This window comes from Cupriavidus sp. KK10 (assembly GCF_018223725.1).
GTDB lineage: Bacteria > Pseudomonadota > Gammaproteobacteria > Burkholderiales > Burkholderiaceae > Cupriavidus > Cupriavidus necator.
On sequence record NZ_CP073678.1, the window covers coordinates 19,627 to 45,051 of the forward strand.

Annotated in this window: 25 protein-coding genes and 5 pseudogenes; 11 read left to right on the plus strand and 19 right to left on the minus strand. The window is 61.1% G+C overall.

What is annotated here, in order from left to right:
* Positions 1-24: 24 nt before the first annotated feature.
* The 6 genes and pseudogenes from KB879_RS31240 to KB879_RS31265 form a co-directional block, all read right to left on the minus strand.
* Positions 25-735, minus strand: a complete 711-nt coding sequence (locus KB879_RS31240; protein ID WP_211983317.1) for an MIP/aquaporin family protein — start codon at positions 733-735, stop codon at positions 25-27.
* Positions 736-740: 5 nt separating this feature from the next.
* Positions 741-1,235 (minus strand): arsenate reductase ArsC, encoded by a 495-nt coding sequence (locus tag KB879_RS31245; protein WP_211983318.1) that lies wholly within the window; start codon positions 1,233-1,235, stop codon positions 741-743.
* Positions 1,236-1,246: 11 nt separating this feature from the next.
* Entirely contained in the window at positions 1,247-1,744 is a 498-nt protein-coding gene (locus KB879_RS31250) for an arsenate reductase ArsC (RefSeq protein WP_211984247.1), read from the minus strand.
* Between the two features lie 7 nt (positions 1,745-1,751).
* On the minus strand, positions 1,752-2,234 hold the full coding sequence (locus tag KB879_RS31255) for an ArsI/CadI family heavy metal resistance metalloenzyme (RefSeq protein ID WP_211983319.1): 483 nt from the start codon (positions 2,232-2,234) through the stop codon (positions 1,752-1,754).
* A gap of 12 nt (positions 2,235-2,246) precedes the next feature.
* Positions 2,247-2,570, minus strand: a complete 324-nt coding sequence (locus tag KB879_RS31260; protein WP_211983320.1) for a helix-turn-helix transcriptional regulator — start codon at positions 2,568-2,570, stop codon at positions 2,247-2,249.
* 263 nt (positions 2,571-2,833) lie between these two features.
* A pseudogene (locus KB879_RS31265) lies at positions 2,834-2,956 on the minus strand (ExbD/TolR family protein); the annotation flags it as partial.
* A gap of 458 nt (positions 2,957-3,414) precedes the next feature.
* On the opposite strand from KB879_RS31265, the gene KB879_RS39575 reads away from it, so the two are divergent.
* Entirely contained in the window at positions 3,415-3,768 is a 354-nt protein-coding gene (locus KB879_RS39575; RefSeq protein ID WP_249221444.1) for a hypothetical protein, read from the plus strand.
* Between the two features lie 1,141 nt (positions 3,769-4,909).
* Here KB879_RS39575 and KB879_RS31275 read toward each other — a convergent pair.
* The 6 genes and pseudogenes from KB879_RS31275 to KB879_RS31300 form a co-directional block, all read right to left on the minus strand.
* On the minus strand, positions 4,910-5,884 hold the full coding sequence (locus KB879_RS31275; RefSeq protein ID WP_116386451.1) for an IS5 family transposase: 975 nt from the start codon (positions 5,882-5,884) through the stop codon (positions 4,910-4,912).
* Positions 5,885-6,094: 210 nt separating this feature from the next.
* Positions 6,095-7,069 carry an IS5 family transposase gene (locus KB879_RS31280; protein ID WP_116386451.1) on the minus strand — a complete coding sequence of 325 codons (975 nt, stop codon included), beginning with the start codon at positions 7,067-7,069 and terminating at the stop codon, positions 6,095-6,097.
* A gap of 257 nt (positions 7,070-7,326) precedes the next feature.
* Positions 7,327-7,497, minus strand: a pseudogene (locus KB879_RS31285) (transposase); the annotation flags it as partial.
* 1 nt (position 7,498) lies between these two features.
* Positions 7,499-8,311: pseudogene (locus tag KB879_RS31290) on the minus strand (SDR family NAD(P)-dependent oxidoreductase); the annotation flags it as partial.
* 37 nt (positions 8,312-8,348) lie between these two features.
* Positions 8,349-9,176 carry an SDR family NAD(P)-dependent oxidoreductase gene (locus KB879_RS31295; RefSeq protein WP_211983322.1) on the minus strand — a complete coding sequence of 276 codons (828 nt, stop codon included), beginning with the start codon at positions 9,174-9,176 and terminating at the stop codon, positions 8,349-8,351.
* 9 nt (positions 9,177-9,185) lie between these two features.
* Positions 9,186-10,078, minus strand: a pseudogene (locus KB879_RS31300) (alpha/beta hydrolase).
* Positions 10,079-10,149: 71 nt separating this feature from the next.
* Between KB879_RS31300 and KB879_RS31305 the strand changes: the two are divergent.
* The 10 genes and pseudogenes from KB879_RS31305 (at position 10,150) to ybgF (ending at position 19,474) form a co-directional block, all read left to right on the plus strand.
* Positions 10,150-10,767: a TetR/AcrR family transcriptional regulator gene (locus tag KB879_RS31305; RefSeq protein WP_211983324.1), complete on the plus strand. Its 618-nt coding sequence runs from the start codon at positions 10,150-10,152 to the stop codon at positions 10,765-10,767.
* Between the two features lie 275 nt (positions 10,768-11,042).
* Positions 11,043-13,973, plus strand: a complete 2,931-nt coding sequence (locus KB879_RS31310) for a Tn3 family transposase (RefSeq protein WP_211983326.1) — start codon at positions 11,043-11,045, stop codon at positions 13,971-13,973.
* A gap of 25 nt (positions 13,974-13,998) precedes the next feature.
* Complete coding sequence (locus KB879_RS31315) at positions 13,999-14,232, plus strand: DUF6429 family protein (RefSeq protein WP_115737110.1); 234 nt, start codon at positions 13,999-14,001, stop codon at positions 14,230-14,232.
* A gap of 531 nt (positions 14,233-14,763) precedes the next feature.
* Positions 14,764-15,654, plus strand: coding sequence for a DUF692 domain-containing protein (locus tag KB879_RS31320; RefSeq protein WP_211984249.1), 891 nt, complete (start codon positions 14,764-14,766; stop codon positions 15,652-15,654).
* The gene (locus KB879_RS31325) at positions 15,626-16,438 is read left to right on the plus strand and encodes a DUF2063 domain-containing protein (RefSeq protein ID WP_211983328.1); all 813 of its coding nucleotides are present in this window, start codon (positions 15,626-15,628) and stop codon (positions 16,436-16,438) included. Before KB879_RS31320 ends, KB879_RS31325 begins: the two co-directional genes overlap by 29 nt.
* Complete coding sequence (locus tag KB879_RS31330; RefSeq protein WP_211983330.1) at positions 16,435-16,911, plus strand: DoxX family protein; 477 nt, start codon at positions 16,435-16,437, stop codon at positions 16,909-16,911. Before KB879_RS31325 ends, KB879_RS31330 begins: the two co-directional genes overlap by 4 nt.
* 55 nt (positions 16,912-16,966) lie before the next feature.
* Positions 16,967-17,263, plus strand: a complete 297-nt coding sequence (locus KB879_RS39580) for a hypothetical protein (RefSeq protein WP_228772578.1) — start codon at positions 16,967-16,969, stop codon at positions 17,261-17,263.
* Positions 17,239-18,404 (plus strand): annotated as a pseudogene (locus KB879_RS31340) (DNA-binding protein). Before KB879_RS39580 ends, KB879_RS31340 begins: the two are co-directional and overlap by 25 nt.
* Positions 18,405-18,576: 172 nt before the next feature.
* Positions 18,577-18,642 (plus strand): hypothetical protein, encoded by a 66-nt coding sequence (locus KB879_RS40490; protein WP_371827483.1) that lies wholly within the window; start codon positions 18,577-18,579, stop codon positions 18,640-18,642.
* A gap of 73 nt (positions 18,643-18,715) precedes the next feature.
* Positions 18,716-19,474, plus strand: a complete 759-nt coding sequence (ybgF, locus tag KB879_RS31350; protein ID WP_211983334.1) for a tol-pal system protein YbgF — start codon at positions 18,716-18,718, stop codon at positions 19,472-19,474.
* Between the two features lie 154 nt (positions 19,475-19,628).
* Here ybgF and KB879_RS31355 read toward each other — a convergent pair whose 3' ends face one another.
* The 7 genes from KB879_RS31355 to KB879_RS31385 form a co-directional block, all read right to left on the minus strand.
* Entirely contained in the window at positions 19,629-20,063 is a 435-nt protein-coding gene (locus tag KB879_RS31355; RefSeq protein WP_153955515.1) for a universal stress protein, read from the minus strand.
* Between the two features lie 860 nt (positions 20,064-20,923).
* Positions 20,924-22,183, minus strand: coding sequence for a glycosyltransferase (locus KB879_RS31360; protein ID WP_211983336.1), 1,260 nt, complete (start codon positions 22,181-22,183; stop codon positions 20,924-20,926).
* Positions 22,184-22,192: 9 nt separating this feature from the next.
* Positions 22,193-23,320, minus strand: coding sequence for a radical SAM/SPASM domain-containing protein (locus KB879_RS31365; protein ID WP_211983338.1), 1,128 nt, complete (start codon positions 23,318-23,320; stop codon positions 22,193-22,195).
* Positions 23,321-23,324: 4 nt separating this feature from the next.
* Positions 23,325-23,561, minus strand: a complete 237-nt coding sequence (locus tag KB879_RS31370) for a hypothetical protein (protein ID WP_153955512.1) — start codon at positions 23,559-23,561, stop codon at positions 23,325-23,327.
* A gap of 41 nt (positions 23,562-23,602) precedes the next feature.
* Positions 23,603-23,935, minus strand: a complete 333-nt coding sequence (locus KB879_RS31375) for a hypothetical protein (protein ID WP_153955511.1) — start codon at positions 23,933-23,935, stop codon at positions 23,603-23,605.
* Positions 23,936-24,071: 136 nt separating this feature from the next.
* The gene (locus KB879_RS31380) at positions 24,072-24,314 is read right to left on the minus strand and encodes a hypothetical protein (RefSeq protein WP_153955510.1); all 243 of its coding nucleotides are present in this window, start codon (positions 24,312-24,314) and stop codon (positions 24,072-24,074) included.
* Positions 24,315-24,323: 9 nt separating this feature from the next.
* Positions 24,324-24,635: a hypothetical protein gene (locus KB879_RS31385; RefSeq protein WP_153955509.1), complete on the minus strand. Its 312-nt coding sequence runs from the start codon at positions 24,633-24,635 to the stop codon at positions 24,324-24,326.
* Between the last annotated feature and the right edge of the window lie 790 nt (positions 24,636-25,425).

A 25,425-nucleotide genomic window follows, 5' to 3' on the forward strand; every position in this document is an offset into this window, starting at 1 on the left:
GTGTCCGGCCCCGATGCAACGTCTTCAGGACCGATCCGCCTGGTGCTCGCCGGAAGACTCAATGACATTAGGGTGGCCGCGGCGAATCTGTCGCGGCTCCAGCATGCGGTGCACCATGAGCCCGATGGCCGCACCCGCGCACTGCGCGAGAACGAAGCCCGGCACGCTGCCCGGCGCAATCCCGGCGAAGCTGTTGCTGAACATGCGACCGAAGGCTGCTGCCGGATTGGCGAACGACGTGGATGCGGTGAACCAGTATGCCGCGCCGATGTAGGCCGCGACCATCGCCGAGGCGCGACCGTTCGGGGCGCGCAGAATCACAAGTAGCAGTCCGGCCGTTGCGACGGCTTCAGCGATCCATTGTCCCGGGCCGGTGCGCACCTTGGTGGAGAACTGGAGGAGCGTCATGTCGAACATGGCATGGGCCAGCCACGCGCCCAGAACCGCGCCGGCGAGCTGCGCGACGATGTATGGGATCAAGGCGGTTCCAGGCAGCTCGCCCTGTACCACCATGACCGCGCTGACGGCCGGATTGAAATGCGCACCGCTGATGGGGCCAAAAACCTCAATCAGGATGTACAGGCCACCAACCGTGGCCGCAGTGTTGGCCAGGAGGGCGACAGCGACGTTTCCGCCGGCGAGCCGCTCCCCCATGATCCCTGAGCCAATCACGACGGCCAGGAGCAATGCCGTGCCCAGTGCTTCTGCGGCAAGCCTGCGCTGCAAATCAATCATGATGCTTAGCTCTTCGAAATTCGGTCGAGGCATTCCTGCAGCTCGGCATTACTCATGTTGTCCAGCGGCAGCATCAGCAACTGGAGCATGCGATAACCGATGGCCTGCCGCGTCAACTCGAAGGCCTGACGCTTACCCTCATCTCCGCCCGGCGCGTTTGACGGATCGGGGTAGCCCCAATGGACCTTGACGGGGCTGCCTGGCCAGTAGGGGCATTCCTCTGCGGCGGCACTGTCGCACACGGTGATGACCACGCGCATCTGCGGTGCGCCTTTCGCGACGAACTCGTCCCAGCTCTTGCTGCGAAGACCCGACGTGTCCACGCCAACGTTTGCCAGGGTCTCCAGTGCAAAGGGATTGATGCGGCCGCTCGGTGCACTGCCGGCACTGTAGGCGCGCACATCCTTGCCCAGCATGTCAGCCCAGTAATTAAGCGTGCCCTCGCTGAGGACGCTGCGCGCGGAGTTGTGAGTGCAGAGGATCAGTACGTTTGTGGTCATGAAAAAACAGGCTAGTTCTGCCCGATCTCGCGCACTGCCTTTTGCAGGGCAACTTTATCGAGCTTGTAAATCGGTAATGACAGGAGCAGTTCGATGCGTCGTTTCAGCGTGAGCGCCGTATCGCGTATCGCTTGCTGCTTGCGTTCTTCCGTGCCTTCAACCGCCACTGGGTCTGCGACACCCCAGTGCGCGGTCATCGGTTGGCCTGGCCATACCGGGCAAACTTCGCCGGCGGCCTTGTCGCAAACGGTGAAGACGAAGTCCAGCTCGGGCGCGCCATGCTGCGAGAACTCATCCCAGCTCTTGCTGCGAAAGCCGTCCGTTGGGATCCCATACTGCTTCAGCGTGTGCAGTGCATGGGCGTTTACGCGCCCGGTCGGGTGGCTACCAGCCGAGAAGCCCCTGAAGCGGCCTTGTCCGAGATGGTTTAGCAGGCCCTCGGCAAGAATCGAACGCGCCGAGTTGCCCGTGCAGACGAACAGGACGTTGTAGGTTCTTTCCGTCACGATTGTGCTCCTAGCAGCAAGAAGTGTCAGGGTTCACGGCAATGCCGAGTGCCTTGCCACGCGGTGCGCGGGGTGGGCAGCAGGCTGAGTTCGTAGCGGTTGCCTCGTCCGGTTTGCTTTCGCTGAACACGGGGATGTTGGCGAGCGAGTGGAAGTGCTCCCATGCAATCCCTTGCGGGTCGGTGACCCAGTGCTTGTCGCTGCGCGCGTAGCAGCAGGTCGTCGCGCCTTCGTCGAGCACGGCCATGTCGGCCGCTTCGGCGCGTGCCTTCAGCTCAGCCAGCTCGGCCGCATCGTCCACCTGGAAGCCGAGATGGTCGACGCCCGGCTGATCGCCGCGTGTCGAGATCGCGAAATTGATGCGCGGATCGTCCAGCATCCACTTGGCATAGTCGCTCTCCACGCGCGTCGGCTCAGCGGCGAACAGCCTGGAGTAGAACGCAATGCTCTTGCTCAGGTCATCGACGTGGAGGTGAACGTGAAATCGCTTCATCAGAATCTTCCGTCAGCATTGGCAGGAGGTCGCGCTGACCTCAAGGCAGGGCTCGCCCTGACAGCAGTTGGCCGTCAGGAAGCCCAGCAGCGCATTCATCTGGCGGAACTCCGCCCGATAAATCAGATTCCGGCCCTCACGCTGCGTGGTCACCAGGTGCGCGTGCATCAGCTCCTTCAGGTGGAACGACAGCGTGGCGCCCGGCACGTCGAGCTGCTCGGCGATGACCCCCGGGGTCAAACCTCCCGGACCGGCAACTACCAGCATCCGAAAGACTTGCAGACGGAGGTTGTGTGCCAGCGCGGCGAGAGAACGGACAACGTCTTGTTCTTCCATAGTTCCAATTTAGTCGAAAAATAGAATAAACGCAAGTAATGCCGTGTGTTGCATAGTCAACCTATATGTCCAGCTGACGCAGTCACTTGGACTGCAGCGGCACGCAAATAGTACGAGGAAACTGGATTTGGCCGAAAGCAGGTCTCCCGTGCTTAGGCGAGCTTTCTATATCTTGATCTTGACCGCAACAAGCTGTGGTCGGGCCTGTCCTTGGCAGTTTGCTACAAGGACTGCTTCGTGGAGCGCTCCGACGGGCAGCCAGCATGGATGACGGGAATCGTGATGATGAAAATGATCAACAGCACCAGCATGACGTCGATCAGTGGCGTCATGTTGATCTGGCTCATCACGTCGTCATCGTCTCCGTCGAGCTTGCCGAATGCCATGATGCTTTCCTTCCTGGTCAGCTAGCGACGCACAGTTCTTGACGACCAGCTGCTCGGCGAGCAGCTGGTCAGAGGGGGTAATCCGTGTTGCAATTTTGCCAGCTAACAACGCGCTTAGTGTGTCCACAATGCCTGGTTTCTCCGCTGCTGCGGCCGCGGGCTGGGGGCTGCTGGTTGCCTATGCCCAGGCGTTGATCCGCGTCAGGCATTTGTGTGCATCTGGCGATACCCACCGTGCGCGTCGGGGCCAGCGATGGCGTATGCCGGCCACCCGCTCATGGATTTGGGATTCAGGCCATCTGCGAACACAATGAAGGGGCAAGGCCCACGGGCTCTTGCTTGCATACGGTAATACCAGCTTCTAGGATTCAATAAGTAGTTGCCGGTCCTTCCCCGTCCTCTGTGCAACCGCGTCCACCGGGTTCCGAATTCGGACATCCATTCAAGGAGTTAGCGCCATGGCTGACTGCCCTATGCCACACCCCACCAATCACCCTCACCAGCACGGGCCCAATTGTGGACACCGCGCCGTACGTCATGAGGGACATGTTGATTATCTGCATGACGGGCACCTCCACAACCTGCACGGCGATCACATCGATGAGCACGTGCTTGCAATAAGCGACACCAATCCCGATCGGTGTACCCCCAATCATCAGTGCGGCGGCCATGACCCTAACCATAAGCACGGCCCTGGCTGCGGCCATGAGGCAGTACCGCACGGCGACCATGTCGATTATTTGGTTGGCAATCATCTGCATCACCCCCATGGGGATCATTGCGATGACCATGGTCCCTTGTTGCTCGCCTGACATCATTGCATTGAAATAGGCCGAGCAAGGTCAAAAATGACAAGACGCGTCGCTTACTTACTGTTCGTTCCAGCGGTAACAGCACTGGCACTTTCTCCTGCGGGCGCAGCCGATGGCTCCTCGCCCGCCGGCGGCGATGCAATGCTTGTTATTCAAACCAACCCTCAGCGCATGACATCTCTGCCACGCACCGTCGACATCATCAAGCAGGAAATGCGGCAAAGGCAAGCGACCCCGGTGGCGCGTGCCGGCAGTAGGGCAAGGAGCCATCCTCGTTCGCAAGACGGCCGAGAGAGCCAATCCGGTCGCCCACCAGGGAGTCAGGAATCCCCAAACATCGCAGGTCAGGGCTCTGCGTTGGCGAACTGCCTTGCTGGTCCACAGTGCTGCCCATGTAGTTGGCCGTGGTCGTAGCGTACGGTCGGTCAAATACTGCTTGAACGCATCAACGTGAGGGGCTAGCGGTTCCTTGGCTCTACCGTGCGGACATCGTAGATCGGGTACAAATCGGGATCGATGAAATGTAGGACGGTCGAACCCACGCATGGCCCCATGCCTGGCATAGCACGGAGGATCTGCGGGTTGCATTTCCCGCTCGACGTCATCGTGGGGAGCCGCGCTTGCGGTGGCCTCTTGTGCTGCGGTTAGCCGCGTGACGCGCGAATGGGTCTTCGGAATCCGCACCACGAGCGAAATCGGGCGCCGAGGGGCGAACGGCGCTAAATGTTCAAAATCAAGAAGACCCATACATGCGCCCTTTTGATGATGGCCAATCTCCAGTGTTGCTAGCGGATATCATCTTGCTACACTCTGTTCAGTTGAACTCTACAGAGCATCACCATGGCAACATATGAGCGTGGTTGCGTGACCATCGTGACCGCGGTGGAGGAGTTGGCCGCTGGCCGTTACCGTGGATTTCTTGTGATTGATACCGAGGCCGGTAGGTGGCGCTATGACTGCCCGAAGTGCCACAGCACGCCTCTGGAAGATTTAAGGCTACGCTGAATAAGCTGCTGATTTTTTGTGGAGCGGTTCGACGCGGAGCCTATTCGCTTTGAAAAATGGCTCTGATGACGAGATTTTGGCTTGCTGCGCCCCCCAACGGGGTGTGTTGGCGAGGCGCTCGCCCCGCACTCGCCCTTTATGGGCGGACTGCTCCCATCAGATGTCCTCGGCTCAGGTAAAGATTGGCCAGCGCCAGGGCCGTGAAGGCCCGGCCGGCATTCTTTTTCAGGCCGCGGTAGCGGACTTTGGTGAAACCCCACAGGCGCTTGACCACGGCAAAGACATGTTCGACCCGGGCACGGATCTTCGATTTGTTTCGGTTCTTCCCGCGTTGCACCTCGTCAATCTGGCCGTTCTTGCGGGTACGCTGATTGGTGAAGTCCTTGGCGTGGGGAGCTTTCGATGCGATCAGCTCCTGCTGACTGGCGTAGGCACTATCACCATAGACGCGCTGTTCCTGCCCATGCAGTAACTGGGGTAGCGCATGCTTGTCGTGGACATTGGCCGGCGTCACGACTGCCGAATGGGCCAACCCACTCTGGCTGTCCACGCCGATGTGCAGCTTCATCCCAAAGAACCACTGTTGTCCTTTCCGGGTCTGATGCATCTCGGGGTCGCGCGCCTTCTTTTCGTTCTTCGTCGAACTGGGGGCACCGATGATCGTGGCATCCACAATGGTGCCGGTTTTCAGTTTCACGCCGCTGGCTTGCAGGATCCGGCCTACCTCAGCGAATAGCCGCTCCGCAAGCTGGTGCTTTTCCAACAGGCGGCGAAACTTCAGCAGCGTGGTGGCATCCGGCACAGGTTCACGACCCAGGTCAATCCCAACGAAGCGGCGCAGGCTGGCGCTGTCATACAGCGCCTCTTCGCAGGCCAGATCCGCCAGGTTGAACCAGTGCTGCAAAAAGTGGATGCGCAGCATCCGCTCCAGGCCAATGGGCGGCCGGCCGTTGCCGGCCTTCGGATAGTACGGCTCGATCACCGCGCACAACGCCGCCCACGGCACGATCGTCTCCATCGTCGCCAGAAATGCCTCACGTCGCGTCGGCTTACGGTATTGCTCGAATCCAGCCCCTTGATCTGCACCCGCTGCCAACGTCATCTGCTTCATGTTCTTCTCTTTGCGCTCTTGATCCCTCACATAACGCTCTTCCTCATGAAGCGGAGGACTTAAGGCTACGCTGAATAAGCTGCTGATTTTTTGTGGAGCGGTTCGACGCGGAGCCTATTCGCTTTGAAGAATGGCTCTGATGACGAGATTTTGGCTTGCTGCGCCCCCCAACGGGGTGTGTTGGCGAGGCGCTCGCCCCGCACTCGCCCTTTATGGGCGGACTGCTCCCATCAGATGTCCTCGGCTCAGGTAAAGATTGGCCAGCGCCAGGGCCGTGAAGGCCCGGCCGGCATTCTTTTTCAGGCCGCGGTAGCGGACTTTGGTGAAACCCCACAGGCGCTTGACCACGGCAAAGACATGTTCGACCCGGGCACGGATCTTCGATTTGTTTCGGTTCTTCCCGCGTTGCACCTCGTCAATCTGGCCGTTCTTGCGGGTACGCTGATTGGTGAAGTCCTTGGCGTGGGGAGCTTTCGATGCGATCAGCTCCTGCTGACTGGCGTAGGCACTATCACCATAGACGCGCTGTTCCTGCCCATGCAGTAACTGGGGTAGCGCATGCTTGTCGTGGACATTGGCCGGCGTCACGACTGCCGAATGGGCCAACCCACTCTGGCTGTCCACGCCGATGTGCAGCTTCATCCCAAAGAACCACTGTTGTCCTTTCCGGGTCTGATGCATCTCGGGGTCGCGCGCCTTCTTTTCGTTCTTCGTCGAACTGGGGGCACCGATGATCGTGGCATCCACAATGGTGCCGGTTTTCAGTTTCACGCCGCTGGCTTGCAGGATCCGGCCTACCTCAGCGAATAGCCGCTCCGCAAGCTGGTGCTTTTCCAACAGGCGGCGAAACTTCAGCAGCGTGGTGGCATCCGGCACAGGTTCACGACCCAGGTCAATCCCAACGAAGCGGCGCAGGCTGGCGCTGTCATACAGCGCCTCTTCGCAGGCCAGATCCGCCAGGTTGAACCAGTGCTGCAAAAAGTGGATGCGCAGCATCCGCTCCAGGCCAATGGGCGGCCGGCCGTTGCCGGCCTTCGGATAGTACGGCTCGATCACCGCGCACAACGCCGCCCACGGCACGATCGTCTCCATCGTCGCCAGAAATGCCTCACGTCGCGTCGGCTTACGGTATTGCTCGAATCCAGCCCCTTGATCTGCACCCGCTGCCAACGTCATCTGCTTCATGTTCTTCTCTTTGCGCTCTTGATCCCTCACATAACGCTCTTCCTCATGAAGCGGAGGACTTAATCAGCATTGCCTTAATCAGCATTGCCTTAATGGACCCGCTAGGCCATCCGGGCGCGAGCACGCTCCACTGATCTCATGTGAGCCCGCCACGTGATTGCCAACTGCGCTTCGAGTAGACGTGCAATCCGACTACCTCCCGGCTACATCAAGGATACGGCCTACCTCAGCGAATAGCCGCTCCGCAAGCTGGTGCACTTCAGCAGCGTGGTGGCATCCGGCACAGGTTCACGACCCAGGTCAATCCCAACGAAGCGGCGCAGGCTGGCGCTGTCATACAGCGCCTCTTCGCAGGCCAGATCCGCCAGGTTGAACCAGTGCTGCAAAAAGCGGATGCGCAGCATCCGCTCCAGGCCAATGGGCGGCCGACTGCATCTTTCGATGACGACCGATATGCCAATCCGTGACAGTAGCAAACAGGCCCCGCAGCCAGGAAAGTGGCACCCATCGCCGCGGAATCATGATGCGCGGCTTGCGACATTTTAGACCCAGGACGACACCCCGTGCGATCTCTTCGGGTTGCACGGGATGCCTCAAGAAGGCAGGGAAGCCTTGCTCATTCATCTGCGTAGCGAGGTCGTGCCCCCAAAGGCCACCTTGGCGATCGGGGTGGCAACCCAGCCAGGGTAGACGACACTAGCTGTGGCTCCCGTGCCGCCCAGTTCGGCACGGAGTGAGCGGGTCAGCATCTCGACGGCGGCTTTGGACGCCGCATAGGGTGCGTTGACCATGCCATTCACGAAGGAATAGACCGACGAAGTCACCACGATCTGTCCTTGGTTGCGCACAACCTCGGGCAACGCAGCCTTTATCGTTCTCCAAACGCCAAGGAAGTCCACCTCGATGATGCGTTCGAACTCGGCTTCATCGCATGTATAAACGGTGGCCGGATTGCCTCGCCACGAAATCCCAGCGTTGGCAAATGCAACGTCTAGGCGGCCAAACCGAGATATCGAGCGTTGAATGACCTCTTTTGTTGCAGCCATGTCCGTCACATCCAGCGCCAAGGCCAGAACGCGCTTTGAGTCGAACGAGGCGGCGATCAGATCGACACTCTCCCTGTGTGACATCGGTTAGAACCAGCCTCGCTCCCGCTTCATAAAGAGCTCGAGCAGTTGCCGCTCCGATTCCGCCCGCGCCGCCTGTAATCAGCACTACCTTGTCGTGCAGATCGTATGCCATTCAGATCTCCGTTGAACGTGTTTGCTTGAACAAGCCCTCAGCGTCGCACTGTTAGTGCGATGGCTTCCTTGATGTCCGATTGCTTGAAACCGAGCGCTTCCACGAATGACCGGAAGAATCCCGGAGCCTTCGCGACCAGCGTGTTATGTTTCGGCAGCACGACCATGTCGCTACGACGTTCAATGCCGCGCAGAATCCCGGCGACAACGTCTTCAAGAGAAATCATTTTCCAGAAACCTCCCTGATTGCCGCTCCAAAGCTTCACTCCCGCCTTATCAGCGTGGATCGCTTCCATCATTGGAGTCTGAAAGAACGTAGGATGCACGCTGCCTACACCAACGCCCAGATGACGAACCTCTAGTCGGATGCTGTTGCACATCGCCCAGACCCCCGCCTTGCTCGCCGTGTAGTGAGCTTGCAGGGGAGAGTGGACGAAAGCCGCCATGGAGGAAACGGCCATCAGGTATCCCCCGCGCTGCATTACATGCGGGAGACCGGCATGGAAGGTGCGCCATACGCCGGTCAGGTTGATGTCGATCGCACGCTCGAATTTCCCAGGGGTGGCGGAAATCAGCGGCTCTACATAGTCAATGCCAGCGTTTGCCACAATGATGTCGAGGCCACCGAAATGCTGCGCCGCCGCACTCATCGCCCGGTTGATACTGTCCAGCGAGCGCACATCCACTTCATGGGCAAAAGCTCGATCACCCAGTGCCCCTACTTGGGCCTCAAGCGCAGCGCGATCGATGTCGAACAAGGCAACGTTGGCGCCCTTTGCGACCAAGGCAGTAGCAACGGCAGCGCCCAAGCCACCGGTAGAGCCTGTGATAGCGACCACACGGCCGTGAAAGTTGTATTTAGCCATGGCAAGTCCTCAGTTCAGGGGAACAGTGCGACGCAGAAAGGTGATCTGGTCGTGAACGACACGCTCGAAGGCCTCGCCGACATAGATATCGAAATGGCCGTAGGGGTAGAACTTGATTTCGCCCTTCGGCGCCCGCATGGCGTGGCGGAGGGTGGTGTAGGTCGGAGCGACGGTATCTGGATCGCAGATGCAAAAGAGCACCGGACAGGTAATCCGCGGCGTCTTATGGCCTGGGAAGTACCGGATGATTTGGAGCGCAAAGCGCGCGGCGACGAAATTGGGAAAGGTCGCGGCCGAGTGCTTGGGTACTAGTTGCATGTAACCCGGCTCGGCATCGGGCGCCGCCATGAGCGCCGTAGCGCCGGGCTTGCCCACCAGCGCTACCGTAATGGGGGCCGCCCCCAGCGAAGCACCGATCTGGTCACGCATAGCCCTCGCGGTTACCTTGATGGAGGTCCACGGGGGCACGGCAAAGCTGGAGGCCATGCCATCGGTGAATGGGCACTGCGAAATGACTGCCGTCACCTGGTGGTTATCGGCGGCCGTGGTCAGCACATGGCCGCCACCAAATGACGTGCCCCAGATCACCAGCCGGCTGCCATCCACGTCGGCGCGCATCCGGGCAAAGGCGATTGCCGCTTTCCAGTCCTGCAACTGCTTGGTCACGTCCAGCAGTTGCCGGGGCTCGCCCTCGCTGCCACCAAAATGCCGGTAGTCGAAGACCAGGCAGGCATATCCAGCCTCGCAGAAGCGCTGGGCAAAGGCGTCCAGCCGCATTTCCCGGGTCCCCCCAGGCCATGGGCCATGACAACCACCGGAGCTGGACGGGTGCCGTCAGGCAGGTAAAGCCATGCGACGCATTCGAACCCCTCGGAGGGGAACATCACATCAAGCCGCCGCATAATCGTCTCCATGGAGTTATATCCAACTATGGAGTAAACTCTAATCATGGGAAGTGGTAAAGTCAACCTCCATGAATACACCAACCCTGACACGCACCCAACGGCGGGCGGCCGATATGCGCCGGAACCTGATCGATATCGCTGAGGAACTCCTGATGGAGGGGGGCGTCGCCGCAGTCACGGCCGAAGAGGTTGCCCGACGAGCAGACGTCTCTCTGCAAACGGTCTACAACCGTGTTGGCAGAAAGCCCGCGCTGCTGATGGCCATTGCTGAGCGGGCCATGGAGGAAAACCGGGCATACATAGACGAGGCTTATGACGGTGCCGGCACACCAGAGGAGCGTGCCCAGCGGATATTCGGCGCCTATGTGCGCTTCGCCTTTGAGCGTCCAGAGCAGTTCCGCATCCTGGCTAACCCCCCCGAAGAACCGGAGGCCATTACACGAATCGCATCGATGACCCGAGACCAGAATTCCAAGCTCGCTGCCATCATTCGGGATGGCATAGCGGCCGGCTACATCAATCCACGCCTCAACCCTGAAAACACCGCCAATGCCCTCTGGGCCATGATGGATGGGGTTCTTTGCCTGGCATTGAGGAAAGATGCGATGCGGCCGGAATCCGTGAGTCCAGAGGCATTGATCGGCGCGGCCTGGAGCCTGCTCGAACTCGGCATGAGAACGCGCTGAGACGATTGCGGGTGGGAATTACACGCAGTCCGCATTGCGCCGTCCCACTTGCCCCTGTCTGTAGAGCCAGCGATTTTTGCAACGCTGGACAGGGAAATCCATTCCTTCACGTCACGGGGTAATCGTACTTTTCGTGCAAAATCTGGCGGTTTCCCCGAAAGCCTTTGTCGATAAGGCTTTCCGACAGGCCCACACCTGTTGGCCGCTGCGAATGAGTGGAGGGCGTAACATATCCGCCCGCGATTCGGATCGCGCCATCTCGATGGGGGCAAGAGATGCCGGGCTTGGGATTTCGCTATGTGGGAAGTGACCGGTTGCCGATGCGACTGTCGGAATTCGATGTGGAGCGATATTTCGCACTGACGGACAGCGACGTCGCGGCGATCAATAAGCGCTTTCGGCACGATCGGCGCGCCGGGGCGGCCATCCAACTGGTATTTCTGCGCGCAAGTGGGCATAGCCTCGGCCAGGTCAGTACGCTGCCGCGTCAGTTGCTCCACTACATCGGCCAGCGGTTCGGCCTACCGACGCCGACGATCGCATCGCTTCGGACCCTATATCGCCGGTACAAAACGCTCTATGACCACCTGATCTGGGCCTGCGGGTATTTGGGCTTGAAGTCAATCGGCCCGGACCAGTGGGCAGACCTCGAAGCATGGATGCGCCAGGATGCCAAGGAATCACTCACGCTCGACGAACTGCTCCAGCACGCGAACTGCTGGCTGTACGAACGAAGGATTCTGATTCCCGCCGACCGGACGTTGCGGGATCTCGGACGATCGGTCTGGGCTGAGATCGAGCGTGACACTCTCGCCCTGATCGAGGCGACCGTCCCTGAGACGCAACTGAGGCGAGCCGATGCAGCGCTATCGAGCCAACACGACGCCGCAGACATGACCGTTCTCGACTGGCTCAAGACGCCGCCGGCCCGGCACAGTCCGACGACGCTCACGGAAACGCTGGAGAAGATTCGGTTTCTCAAGGAGATCGGGGTACACACATGGACGCTGGACACCGTGCCGATCGATAAGCAGCGTGCCTGGGCACAGCGGATTCAGGCGCGCCGTCCGGTGAAGACCCGCGAGCTCAAGGGGTCGACGCGCACTCTTGAGCTGGTATTTTTCCTGCGCGTGACGCTGCTCGAGTTGACCGATTCGCTGCTCTATCAAATAGGGCGCCGTGTTTCCGATCTGGTTCGGCACGCCTACAACAAGACCACAACGAAACAGGCTCGCTCTGCAGTTGAATATCGACAACAACTGGTCGCGATCAAAGCGCTCGTTCGTGACAACACGCGCCCGGCAGAAGCCAGACTTGCAGAGATAGGAGCACTGCTTGGGGAGCTACCGGACAAGCCTCCCGCCAGCCATGCGGCCAGCGTGCGCGAAACGCTGACTGATGATTACCGGCGCATCCGTAGTCTCCTTGCACCCCTTTGTGAACTGGAATTCTCGGGTCGGGACACAGAACCAAGCCTGCAGCAACTCGAGCTTATCGCCAGGCTGCGCGATGACGGCGCGACGGAGTTGCCCATTGACCACGGAGTGCCGATTAGCGCCAACTGGCGCGCTTTGGTCGACTGCGACGATCGAAAGCGTGCACTGCGCGCTCTGGAAGCCGCCGCGATCACGAGCTTGCGCAAAGATCTGCGCCGCGGGTCGGTGTGGATCAACCACAGTCTGTCCTTTCGTGAGCGCGACCAGATGCTGATTCCGCCGTCAGATTGGGAGTCCGAGCGAGGCCGGCACCTATCGTTATTGGGTCTACCAGCTACAGCGGATCCCATTCTCGATCGATTGACTGAGAACCTGAAGGCGGGCCTCTCGGCGCTGGAGGAGGCTCGCGAAGCCGGCCGCGTGATCGGCAGGGATGGCGCCCTGCACCTGTCAGCACTTGAAGCGCTACCGACGGACGGGATACCGAGGCGCACACGCGACCTGCTGTTCAAGGCGATCGGCACAGCTCAGTTTGCCGATCTGATGATGGAAGTGGATGTCCGCACGGGCTTTAGCGAAGTACTGCTGGCGCGGAAGGCACGCGATGCCAACGAACTTGTCTCGCTCTATGGTGCGCTGATGGCGCACGGCACCGAGATCGATGCGAAAGGCGTTGCCGCCATGATTCAGCAAGTCGATGCTGCGGCGATTTCGACCACAATGCGTGTGCTCGAGATGTCGGGCCGGCTGTCGCGCGCCAACGCGCGCGTGGTTGAGTTTCAACGTACGCACCCCATCACAGAGTTGTGGGGAACTGGGCAGCGAGCCTCGAGCGACTCAATGAGCCTGGATACTTCACCTCATCTGTTCTACGCTCGTGTCGATCCGCGTAGGCGCACCCATGCAGTCGGTATCTACACGCACGTCCTGGACCAGCATGGCATCGTGTACAACCAGCCCATCGTCCTTAACGAGCGCCAGGCGGGGGTCGCAATTGAAGGGGCAGTGCGCCACAGCGACACGCGCGAAGATGGCGGCCTGCTCGCGCTTGCCGTTGATACTCATGGGTATACGAACGTGGGGATGGCCGTATCGAAGCTGCTCGGCTTCGATCTATGCCCGCGGCTACGCAATTTGTCGGAGCGCAAGCTCTATCTGCCACGGGGTATGGAGATGGCCAAAGATCTTGCTCCCACAGTGGATCATGGTATCTCATTGAAGCCCATTCGCGACGGCTGGGACGGGCTGCTGCGGCTCGTTGCATCCATCAAGTCAGGGCGTGTCAGCGCCGTCGTCGCGTTGCAGCGATTCGGCAGCGCAGCCCAAGGGGATCCGATTTATCGGGCGGCGGAACAGCTTGGCAAGCTGCTGCGGACCCTGTTCCTGTGCGACTATTTCAGCAACGTCGAGTTTCGCCGGGAACTGCACGCGCTGCTCAATCGCGGTGAGTCGGTACATGAGCTCCAGCGTACGATTTACACAGGCAAGGTCGCGCCGGAGCGCGGCCGTCGTCGTGACGAAATCATCGCGATTTCTGGCTCGTTGACCCTGCTGACGAATCTGGTGATTGCCTGGAACACGCAGCGCATGCAGGCGACAGTCGACGCGTGGCGCGGCAAGGGGCAGCGAGTCGAGGACGATTGGCTGCGCCGAATGGGGCCGGCACATTCGGCGCATGTGAACTTTCGGGGCACGTTGCGATTTCCCCTCGAGCAGTACCAGGACATGCTGCTCGAAGCGGCGCCTTGGCAGCGTGCGGCAGGATCGTGAGGGCCATCTTCAAGGAGGAGGCAAAATGGACATCAATACCGACGCGATCGACGAGGTTGTCCTCGCGCTGCTCTACCTGAATTTATGTGGGGAGAATCGCGCGTGGCGGAGCTTTGACTGGGACGCATTGAACCGCCTGCACGAGAGAGGACTCATCGGGGATCCGGTGAACCGCGCGAAATCGGTTTGGCTAACGGAGGAGGGCTTAGGCGAGGCCGAGCGGTTGTTCACGAAATACTTCGTCCGCCCTGGCGGCTAGCAATTGGATGCCGGGCACATGTGATCTATAGCTCCAAGTACCACAAGGGCTGCGCTTGCGGGCAACGCGGGCGCCAGATTTTGCATCGAAAGGATGCGAGGCAGTGAACGTTCCGGTTTATTAAAGCTTTGATTTGTAAGGATAATTCTTAGTTCACCGCCAGATTTTGCACGAAAAGTACGATTACCCCTATTCGGCAATTTCCATGGCGCGACACCTTCAATTCATGGACCGGGTCTTCTGCGTCGGCGCCATCATTGTGGTCGTCGCCATTGCACTTGCCGTTCATTGCACCGTTCGCTAGCATCGCCATTCCATAGTTTCATTATCATGAAAGTAACGGATTGGCACTACCCGACGGGCTTCTGCCATGCTCTGCAAGATATTTTATTAGGGTTTACACTCACCCTCGTCTTCTCCCTTTCACCGAAGGGATTTCAGCCCGCCCTTGCAGCGGGCTTTTCTTCTTTTTTCGCTTGGTCTAGAGATCCAGGGCGGCAAGCTGAAGGTCTCATGAGGCAGGAGCGAACCATGGCTGCCGCGGCTGTCGCCTACCCACGCGGGCTGGGCCCGATCCCGCCGCGCGCCGGGATCGGACTACGCTTCCGGCACCCTCAGGCAGTGGTGGAGGAACACCCGGCCGTTTCGTGGTTCGAGGTGCATACGGAAAACTACATGGGCGGCGGCCGCGCGCCGGGCTGCCTGGACGCCATTCGCCGTGACTACGTCCTATCGCTGCACGGCGTTGGCCTGTCGCTGGGCAGTGCAGACGGGCTGGACCTGGCGCATCTGGCGCGGGTGCGCGAGGTGGTTGAACGGGTCGAACCCGGGCTGGTGTCGGAGCATCTGTCCTGGAGCATCACCTGCGGCACGTATCTTGCCGACCTGCTGCCCTTGCCGATGACCGAGGAGGCGCTGGCCGTGGTTTGCTCGCATGTCGACCAGGTCCAGGGCGCACTGCGGCGCCGCATTCTGGTCGAAAACCCGTCTACCTATCTCCAGTATCGCCACTCAACCATTCCCGAGTGGGAATTCCTGTCCGAAGTGGCGCGGCGCACCGGGTGCGGCATCCTGTGTGACGTCAACAATATCTATGTCAGCGCCTGCAATCACGGATGGGACGCCATGACATACCTGCACGCGCTTGCGCCGGCCGCCATCGGCGAAATCCATCTGGCCGGCCACAGCGTGCGGCAACTCGGGCAGGGGCAGGTCCTGCGCATCGACGATCACGGCTCGCGCGTGGCACCGGCGGTGTGGGCGCTCTACGAGGCGGCGCTTGGGCGGTTCGGCGCGGTGCCGACGCTGATCGAATGGGATACGGACGTGCCGCCTCTCGATGTGCTGATGGGGGAAGCGCGTATCGCTCAGGCGGCACTGGAGAGACAGCAGCATGCAATCCGATCCGCCCTCATTGCTTGAGCTGCAGCGCGCGTTCGCCCAGGAACTGGGGAATCCTGCCGCCGGTGGGGCCTCGGCGCACGTGATCGCGGACGGGCTGGTGCCGCAGGCGCGGCTGGGTATCTACCGAAACACCGCCACCGCCACGCTCGTAGGCGCGCTGCGCCTGTCATATCCGGCCGTCCAGGCCCTGGTAGGCCCCGAGTTCTTCGAAGGCGCGGCCCGGCTGTTCATCGGGCAGTCTGCCCCGCAGAGCGCGTGGCTGGATGCGTACGGCGAGGCGTTCGCGGAATTCCTGGCGCGTCTGCCTGAGGCGGCCGCAATTGGCTACCTGCCTGACGTCGCCCGGCTGGAGTGGGCCGTGAGTGCAGTCTTGCACGCGCCGGACGCCACGCCGCTCGATCTACGCCGCCTGGCGGAATCAGACGTATCCGCAGCCGGCGATATACGTTTCTTGCCGCATCCTGCGGTGCGCGTGGTGCATGCCGCGTTCCCCGTCGATGCCATCTGGCGCGCGGTGCTGAACCGCGACGACCATGCCCTGGCGCGCATCGACCCCGCGGTGGGCCCGGTCTGGCTGCTGGTGCGCCGCACATCGGACGCCATCGACGTCGACCGGCTCAGCGCGTGGCAATGGCAATTCACCGCGGCCTTGCTGGCCGGGCATCCGCTGCACGCTGCATTGGGCCCGACGTCGCCGGCGGACGCGCACGCGTGGCTGGCCACGCTGTTGTCGGCCGGCAGCTTTACCGGCTTCGGCCGGGCCCAGGCCTCTGACTTACGCATTCCGGATCTCTCGCCATGACACGCGCCACGCCTTCCCCCCACACCCCCTTCACGCTTGTCGCGCGCGCACAGCGCGTCGTGGATTGGCTCGATCGCATGCCGTACACAGCCCTGGCCATTCCGTTGCGGTTCGCGGTCGCCACCGTCTTCTGGAATTCGGCCATGGCCAAGCTGGCGAACTGGGCGACGGCGGTGGAGCTGTTCCGGGAGGAATACCGGCTGCCGCTGCTGCCGCCCGAACTGGCCGCCTACCTGGCGGTATCCGTTGAGCTGACGGCGCCAGTGCTGCTGGTGCTCGGCCTGGCAACCCGCCCCATGGCGCTGATACTGCTTGGCATGATCACGGTGATCCAGCTGTTCGTCTATCCGCAGGCATGGCCCACGCATATCCAGTGGGCGGCGATGCTGCTGGTACTGCTGGCGCGGGGAGCCGGGGCGCTCTCGGTTGACTGGCTGATTCGCCGGCGTCTCACGGACTCGTCGGTGCACTGAGCCGCGTGGACGGGAAGCGCGGGCGATCTGTCTGATCTTCAGCGAGGATAGTGCGATGCGTGACGTCATCCTGGAATCAGTCGTGACCTGCCCACATTGCGGGTGGGCGCAGCGGGAGACCCTGCCTGCAGGGCCGACAAATATTTCCAGCGGCGGGCGGCCGTCACTTTATGGTGCTGGCTGGGCCGGTGGACTGGCGTTTGCGATCGGAATATTCACAAGTATCCTGATCGCCCTGGAGTTCGGCCGACTGGTGTGGCGATGGCAGGTTGCCTCCGGTCGCGAACCGGAGACAACGGGCGTCGGCGCGGTTGCAAGCGCGATATTTTGCCCGCTGCCGACCTGGATCTGACCGACGCCGCGCTGCGGGCCGCGATGGCCAATGGCATTGCCGAGCTGCGCAGCCGTTTCCCCGAAACCCGCGCGCTGTACCGCGAGGTCTGCGGCCTGCTGTTCTTCCGCTATGGCGTTACGCCCACCGCGAACAAGCTCTATAGCCTGGTACGCAAGGGCAGCATGGGCACGCCCGCCGAGGTGCTGCAGGCGTTCTGGCAGGAGCTGCGCGGGCGCACGCGCGTCACCATCGACCATCCCGACTTGCCGGATGCGTTGAAGGACATCGCGGCCGGGGCGGTCCAGACCGTCTGGCAGGCGGCCAACGAGGCCGCTACCGGTGAGCTGGCCACGCTACGCGCCGAGGCACGCGCGGCGGCCAGCGCCGCCGAGGCCGAGCGCGACGCCGCGCGGACCGAGACCACGGACGCGCGCGAGGAGGTGGCCGCCATCTCGGCGCAGCTGGCGGAGGCGCGCGAGGCGCACGCGGCGACCCAGGCCCGGCTGGAAGCGGGGCGGGCGGAACTGGACGCCGCCGGGCGGCAACTGGCGGAACTGCGCACCCAATTCTCGACCGAGCTCGAGCGCGCCCGCGAGCAGGTGACCATTGCCCAAGAGCGGGCTGAAGCCAGCGAGCGGCGGAGCTTGCGCGAACCGGATGGGGGACGTACCGCGCGCCAGCAGAGCGAGCGCACGGCCGAAGCGTTGCGCGGCGAACTGCTGGCGGCGCGCAGCGAGGCCCGCGACGCGGCCGTGGCGCAGGCCGAAGTCCGGGCCCGGCTCGAGGCCCAGGCCGCGGCGCTCACTGAGCGGCTCACCGAGCGGCTCGCGGCCGCCGAGCAGGCGAAGCGCAAATCGGCGCACGTCCTGGACGCGGTGCAGGCGGAGTTGGGCGCGGCGCAGCGCCGGGCCGAACGGGCCGAGGCCGAAGCGGCGCTGGCGCGCCAGCTGCTGGCAGAATTGCGGGTGGCGCCGCCCGGGCGGGGGGGAGTGGTGGCGGGCGGCGGCGCAAGACCGGGAGCCCGGCGCCGACCGAACAGGAGGCGCCAGGCAAAAAACTGGACCAACAGCAAGACGAGAATCAGCGCGCGCCTACGGCCGCCTCCAACCCGGATGACGGCAGCGACAGCAGTGACGACAGCAATGACAGCAAAATCTGAGCGGGCGGCGGCGACCCGCTGGATCCAGGCGGAGATGGCCGACTACGGGCTGACGATGGAGGAGCTGGAAGCGGCGGGGTGCTTTGATCCGCCGCCCCCACCGCCACCCGCACCAGCGCCAGTGGTCTGCTACCGCAACGCCGCGGGGCAGAGCTGGGACGGGCAGGGCGAGATGCCCGACTGGCTGCGGCGGGCGGTCAATGCGGGGCAGAGTAAGGAGTTTTTCCCGGTCGGATAGGCCCGCAGATTCGGCCCTCTGTCCAACGGCGATGTGACGAGGGCTAACCGACACAACCAACGACGACCCATCCATGAAAGTACGCGTTTCCACCTTGTTGTGGCTCGCCGCCATGGCGAGCGGCGGTATGCTGCCCCTCACGCAGGCGCACGCCGGAGTGTTCGACGATGAGCAGGCGCGCAAAACGGTCATCAACCTGCGCGACCAGTTCAACAGCTTCCAGGCGACGGCGACCCAGCGCATTGAGCAGAATAGCCGCACTACGCTCGACCTGCAGAACCAGCTCGAAGGTCTACGCCAGGAACTTGCGCGGCTACGCGGCCAGAACGAAGTGCTGCAGAACACGGTAGCGACGCTGCAGAAGCAGCAGAAGGACTATTACGCCGACCTGGATGCGCGCCTGAAGAAGTTCGATCCCCAGCACGCTTTGGTCGAAGACCGCCAGGGCACGTCGCCGCCGGGCGAGAAGCCCGAATACGACGCCGCGCTCAAGCGTTTCCAGGCGGGCGACTTCAAGAGCGCCGGGAATTCGTTCTCGTCGTTTATCAAGAAGTATCCGCAGAGCCCGTACTTGCCGCTGGCGCAGTACTGGCTCGGCAACTCGCTATACGCGCAGCGCGACTATAAGGGGTCCACCTGGACGCTGCAGAAAATGATCAATGCCAACCCGACGCATCCCAAGGTGCCGGACGCAATGATCGCGGTTGCCAATAATCAGCTCGAGTCCGGGCAGAAGGCGGCCGCGCGCAAAACGCTGGAACAGGTGGTGGCCAAGTATCCCGGTACCGAAGGCGGGCGTGCGGCGAACAACCGGTTGAAGACGCTGAAGTAAGTGCGGGCGGCTTCCAGCCGGCCGCACCACGCGCCGAAGGCCTGCTTTAGGTGGATCTTCAGATTCTGACGAACCCTACATTTTCCGGAGTGTGGGGTCAGCGATGACCCCGGTCCTACCGCTGGAATCCCGGTCAGGGGTCTGGCCATCCCCACTACCGGTACACCAGCACAGGGATCGCGCAATGCGTCAGCACCTTCTGCGTTTCGCTGCCCACCAGCAGTCCCTCAAGGCCACGACGTCCATGCGATGCCATGAAAATCACATCGCATCCGTGCCGGTTGGCGGCCTCGATAATCTCCTTGTACGGCGTCGTCGTGATCGCCGTATCAGTACTGCAGGCAAGGCCAGCCGCCTGCGCGGCCGTCACGACCAAGTCGAGCCTCGCCCTTGCCTCGATCGCTGCATGCTCCTCGAATGCCTTGCGGGTCTGGTGGCCCGAGTCGGACGATGTGAGGAAGGGGTACTCATTCATGCAAGTGAACACCGTGATCTTTGCGCCCATTGCCTTGGCAAACTCGATCGCAGCGGCAGCGGCCTTCCCAGAAAGGTCAGAACCATCGGTGGGTACCAGTACGTGCTTGAACATGGCTTAGCCCCTATGTTGTCGGAACAGAATTTCCCGTCATTTTAGAATTCTTTCGCTGCTTTTGGCAGCGTCGCATAGGCCTGCGATGCGACTGTCGCAAACACAGACGAGGCGAACGGAACTCGAGGCGGGCCGCCGCAACTGAAAGCATTGCGTACCCATTTCTCGACGAAGCTGTGGCGGCCACCCGAGGCGGTAACGCTCGCGCAGGAACGCGCGAAGCCGGCGAGTGCCGCAGTTTGCGCGAGCTAGACCAGGAGCGCACTGCGCGCCAGAAGCAGCGGATCGCGTCCGCCCGCTCAGTTTTTACTGTCATCGCTGTTGTCACTGCAATCCAGGCGCAGATGGCCGACTACGGGCTGACGGGTCGGCCGGAATTCGTGAAATTTTCGCCAAATATAGTCTAACGTATTGATCTGCAATGGAATTTAGTATCCATTTCCGCATACCGTCAATCGCCAAGGGCACTGCATCGCTGATCGTCTCAAATCGACCCTTCTGAGACGTTGGCCGCTTCGGGCGATAGGCGGTCGTCCAACCCAACAGAAGGCGATCGCCGTAGCCGACCCTTCCTGGACGTTCGGCCCTTCGTGATAGAACGTCCGAGTCCGTGAGCTATTCGCGTCCATCAGCGTGTCGCGCGACAACGGCAATCGGGCGTAGGTCATTGCGCAGGTGTCTCGCGCTGCAGTGGCGCGGGACAGCGAATCGCCGCAGCGCGCCCTCGCCGACGTCCCGGCCATCGCCGTTATAAGTCCGAGATACCCCGTTTCAAGTGTATTGTTTCGAGCAATCGACAGTGACTTTAGAACGTTATGCCACGTCCTTCGCGACGTGGCATCGCCTGCAATACGCCGCTGCTAAAGGCAGATACGGAGCCCGCCGGGAGGGATCAGTCTTTGGCGGGTCCAGTGGCAGGTCTGCTCGCTCCAGCCGAGAATTCGCAAACGTCCATCGTCGCAGCGCTCCGTTGGCCGCGCCGTTCCTTCATTGCGCGTCAGCGGAACGTGGACGGCGTTGTCATAGATGCGCTCGATGATCTGGTTGTGCCGCGAGAGCGAAAGAATGCCCGTCGACGCAAGTGCCAGTGCATTGGCCGCGAGTCGATGCCGAACTTCCCAATCGGTGATCAGCGTGGTCAGGTCATCGGCATAGGCGCGGATTCGCGCCTCCGGGGCGAGCGCGTTGGACACCAGGAAGGCGTCGTGGCCGTCCTCGAACAGTTCGTCGATATGCTCCATTCCGGGACCGCTGGACGTGACAATGGCAGTGTTGGCCGCCGCGGCTTCAACGAGCCCCATACCAAAGCTTTCAAAGAGGGTTGGCGAGAAAAATATGTCTGCGTTGGCAAGACGTTCGAGATATCTGCCCCTGTCGGAGGGCGGCTGGATATCAATATGCAGTGCCTTGCAGCGATCCGTGACGTCCGGCGGGCAACTCGACACGATGGTTGCGTCGAATGCCGATCCCAGGTGTTCGCGCAACCGTTGGAATACGGCAAGCGCGACCACGCCTCCTTTGTCGACGAATGTGCGGCCCATGAACATGATGGAAGGGCGACTCTGGCGGGGTCCGGGGCGAGTGCTTGCGGCGACTGCGGGATAAACGACTTCAGTCTTTCTTGCCAACTCATCCGCGATATTCCCCCCGAGTTCCGGGTGCTCGCTGATCTGAAGAAGGAATTGACGTCTCGCGCGTTCAGTGCGCAGCAGGATGCGGCGGCAGCCGTCATCCGCATAGCGAGCGAGCATTGCGGCTTCCCGGCGAAAGACAGTGCCCGGCTCAGGCGCCGACGCGCCACGAGAAAGCCCCATCGCGAAGAAGGCGCCGATCTGCAGGGGCAGCAGCAGGCAATCCGCATCGACCACCCAAGGCAGGGCAGTCTCTACCGGGAAGCGCGCGCTGTGGATCAAATCGACGTCTTGCGCTTTCTCGAACCGGATCCACTCGGATTCACTGTGGTCGCGCACAGGTGAAAAAGGGCGCTGCGACGATGGCTGATACCGGAAGAAATGCGTATAGCGTCCGTCGATGTACTCGATTCCCTCCGCCGGCCGGTCCGTGAGGGCGCCATGAATCCCGCTGTGCAACTCGTGGGAGGGGCCAAGAAGGACGCGCATGGCTTCTTGTCAGACCGGGAAGCAATGCAATGGGTCGCTCATCGCCTGCGCAGGCGGCGCGACCCGCGAGCGGATATGGTCGATCAGTCCGCTGAGCCCGCAACATCCTTGGGAATAGTCTGGGTCATGTCGCAAGGCCGTGTACCGTTCATGCGGGCACCAGCCGTTGCAGATTGGAAAATTGTGGCAACCGCGCATGGCTTCAATGACCGTTCGATTGCGCTCGCGCGCCATGGCAAGCACGGTGCTCGACCTAAACTCCGAAAAGGTGTCGGTGACGATGTTTCCGAGGGTGTAGGCTGGATCGCCAAGAAACAGGTCGCAATGGCCAACGTCGCCCGAGGGCTCAATCATGAAGTACCTGCCAAAGCATTCACCCGCCAGGACGCAGGTTGCCGCCGGGCGACCCAGCACGCGTTTGAGGATGGCGTCGAACTCCCGGATCCGCAGGCCGGGATCGTTGTGCGCCACCCAGAGATCGAAAAGACGACTCAGGAATTTTCCCATTTCGGCTGGGCGTACATAGTGGTCAGCGGGCGTGGCCGGCCGGGCCTCGGGCGTATTCTTCGGTTTTGCCGCCAGGAAACCAAAGCTCTTGACGTCCTGATTGACGAGGAAGTCGAACACAACTTCGGGGCCGAGGCTGAGAGTAGGGCGGTCCACGACAAGCAGCGCGCTGACGGGAATGCCGTGCTGGCGCAGCAGCGCAATCCCTCGCCGGACCTCGTCGAATGAGGACCGGCCGGATATGTGTGCGCGTTGCGCGTCATGAATATGGGCAGGCCCGTCCAGGCTGACACTCACGGCGATTTGATTCGCCCGGCAAAACGCCGCCAGTTCGGCATCGAGTACCGTGGCATTCGTCTGGATCGAATTGGTGATTGCCTGACCAGGCCGCCGCAAGCGCGCCTGCGCATGAATCGCCTTCTCAAAGAACGCTCGGCCGAGAAGCGTTGGTTCGCCACCATGCCAGATGAAGTCAACGCTGTCATGAAGTGGATCGCCTAGCGCCTTTGCGGTCATGGCTACCATGACCTCGAATGTCATGGTGTGGCCCCTCCCGACGCGCCAATCATTGCAATAGCTGCAGCGGAGATTGCAAAGGCGTGTCGCTTTGATAATCAGCGCGGCGTGCATGGCCTCAGGGTTCCTCGGGTGGCGGTGGTACGGCTTTTTCCAGGATGGCAGCTTCGACGGGGGTCAGATCGGGGGGCGCAAGGAGCGAGCGGGACCACGGATCCATGGCCTCTTGCATGAGCGCGGAGAGAATCAGGGATTCTTGTAGCGAAAGACCTGCGGCAAACTCCATGAGCGTCGCGACAAATGTCTCTTCGGTCGTCTGATCAATCTTGCAACGTGCCTGGATCGAATCGAGCATGAGAGTCCCCTCGCCACACAGAAATCAATGGACCTGGCGGCCTAGCCCTTCGTTTTCATGAACACCCGTTGCACAATCTCGATATCCTCGCCGAATTCGACCTTGTTCTTCTTTTCCCAGACCGGATCGATCCGCACCCAACCCTGTGGCGTAGCAGCCAGGTTCAGTGCATTGATCACTGCCTTTGCGGAGGTCCTGAGGTCTGCGGTGATCTTCGACAACGCGACAGTGTGCGGCGTCAACTCGCGTGCGTGCTCCACAAGGACATGGGCAAGGGATCGATGACTGTCGGGCAACGTCTCCGCCCATTTCGCAACCTTGGTAGCGAAAGCATCGATTTCCTCTTGCGTAATTTGAGGTGCGGTCTTGGCCATGTCTTGCTCCCCACGTTGGGATCGAAGGAAAGGACACCGTCTTCGGCCGGTTGAAATGTGTTTCGATAAACGAGCCTGGGTGTAGCGGCAGTTCGTGCCGATCCAGCGCATGCCCACTAACCCAGGCGCTGAAGCCTCAGGATTTTCTAGTCAGGCTGCACTTCATCGATCCCATGTCCACCCGGTAGTTCTGCATCACTTCGGACAGGCGCTCATGTATCTGTCTGGCATCCAGATCAAGCCTGATATTTGCTGGCGCTTCCATCTCAGTCATATGCTGCCCGGGCTTTGTCTCGAGGTACATCGGAGGCGAACCTTCGGGATAAGCAACCATGGAAACGATGTTCCCGTTGCTGTCATGAATCACCGTCAATCGCATGGAGATCCCCTAAGCTGTTGTCACGGTCAGATACAAGGAAACATAATCAATGGTTTCCTGCCCGTCGTTTGCGAACGTGGCATAGGCATTTGTATCCACAAAGCTGATGTCCCCTGTGCCGCTAATGACGTTCTCGATCGACATGTCGCTGATCCAGGCCGCATACCTACCTCTGCGGTTGCCACCAGGGTGAGCTGTCACATTAATCGTGGAACCCTTGAATACGTCGCTGGGGCCCCAGACCACGTTGTACGCGGCGCCGGGAGCCAAACCTCCGGCAGGCGTGACGTAGTAGGGTCCGAAATGGTTGATCGTCGCCATATTTGGATTTCTCCTTCTTTCGACGTGAATGACCATCGGCTCACAGCGAAGGGTGGCGCCTGCCAAGCTTATTAACGTTTCCGAAATTCACGACAACGCCAAAAGTCTGTCGTCCCCGCCTGCGCGGGAATGATAGTGGTTGTCTTGAAGTTGTCATGAAATAGGGAAAGCTCAATAAATAGAGGTACTTAGCCAACGGTTGATGAGGCCCTTTCCAGACGGAACCAATTCTGGTTTGGCGGCCGGCGGAATAGAGAACTGGTGCCTTGGCAGGCGCCAGGGGCGTGTGGATGCAAAAGACGAGGGCGGTTGGTCGAATTGGCGTAGATTGCTTCTCAGTCGCAGAGCGCGACTTGCCTCCGGGCAATGTACGCGATACCGCGAGCGCGGTGGATGGCGTCTCCTAGGCTGGCCTAGGACCTGACCTGTAGATTTGCCTGACGTCATCGCAGGCCCCCCTCGCATTGCCTCTTATTGTTGCGCGGAAGGCCGACCACGGACTGTCCGGCAATGCATGGATCGTAGAAGATCGCCGCCAATGTGCAATTGCATGGAACTTAATACTGACCTGCGCTGAACTTACAGCAGTCATGCATGGATTCATGCACGGTAGCCACCCGCCCAGGCGGATTTCAGCAAAGTCAGGAAACATTTCGCTGACGGTACCCCCAAGTGCCGCGGCAATCCCTGGAGGGATGAACTTCACTGCCGCTGACCGGACGCGGGTCATGGATCGAGGATGCAGCGTTCTTGAACGGGGCCTTCGCAACACTGATCGGCATTGGTTTTG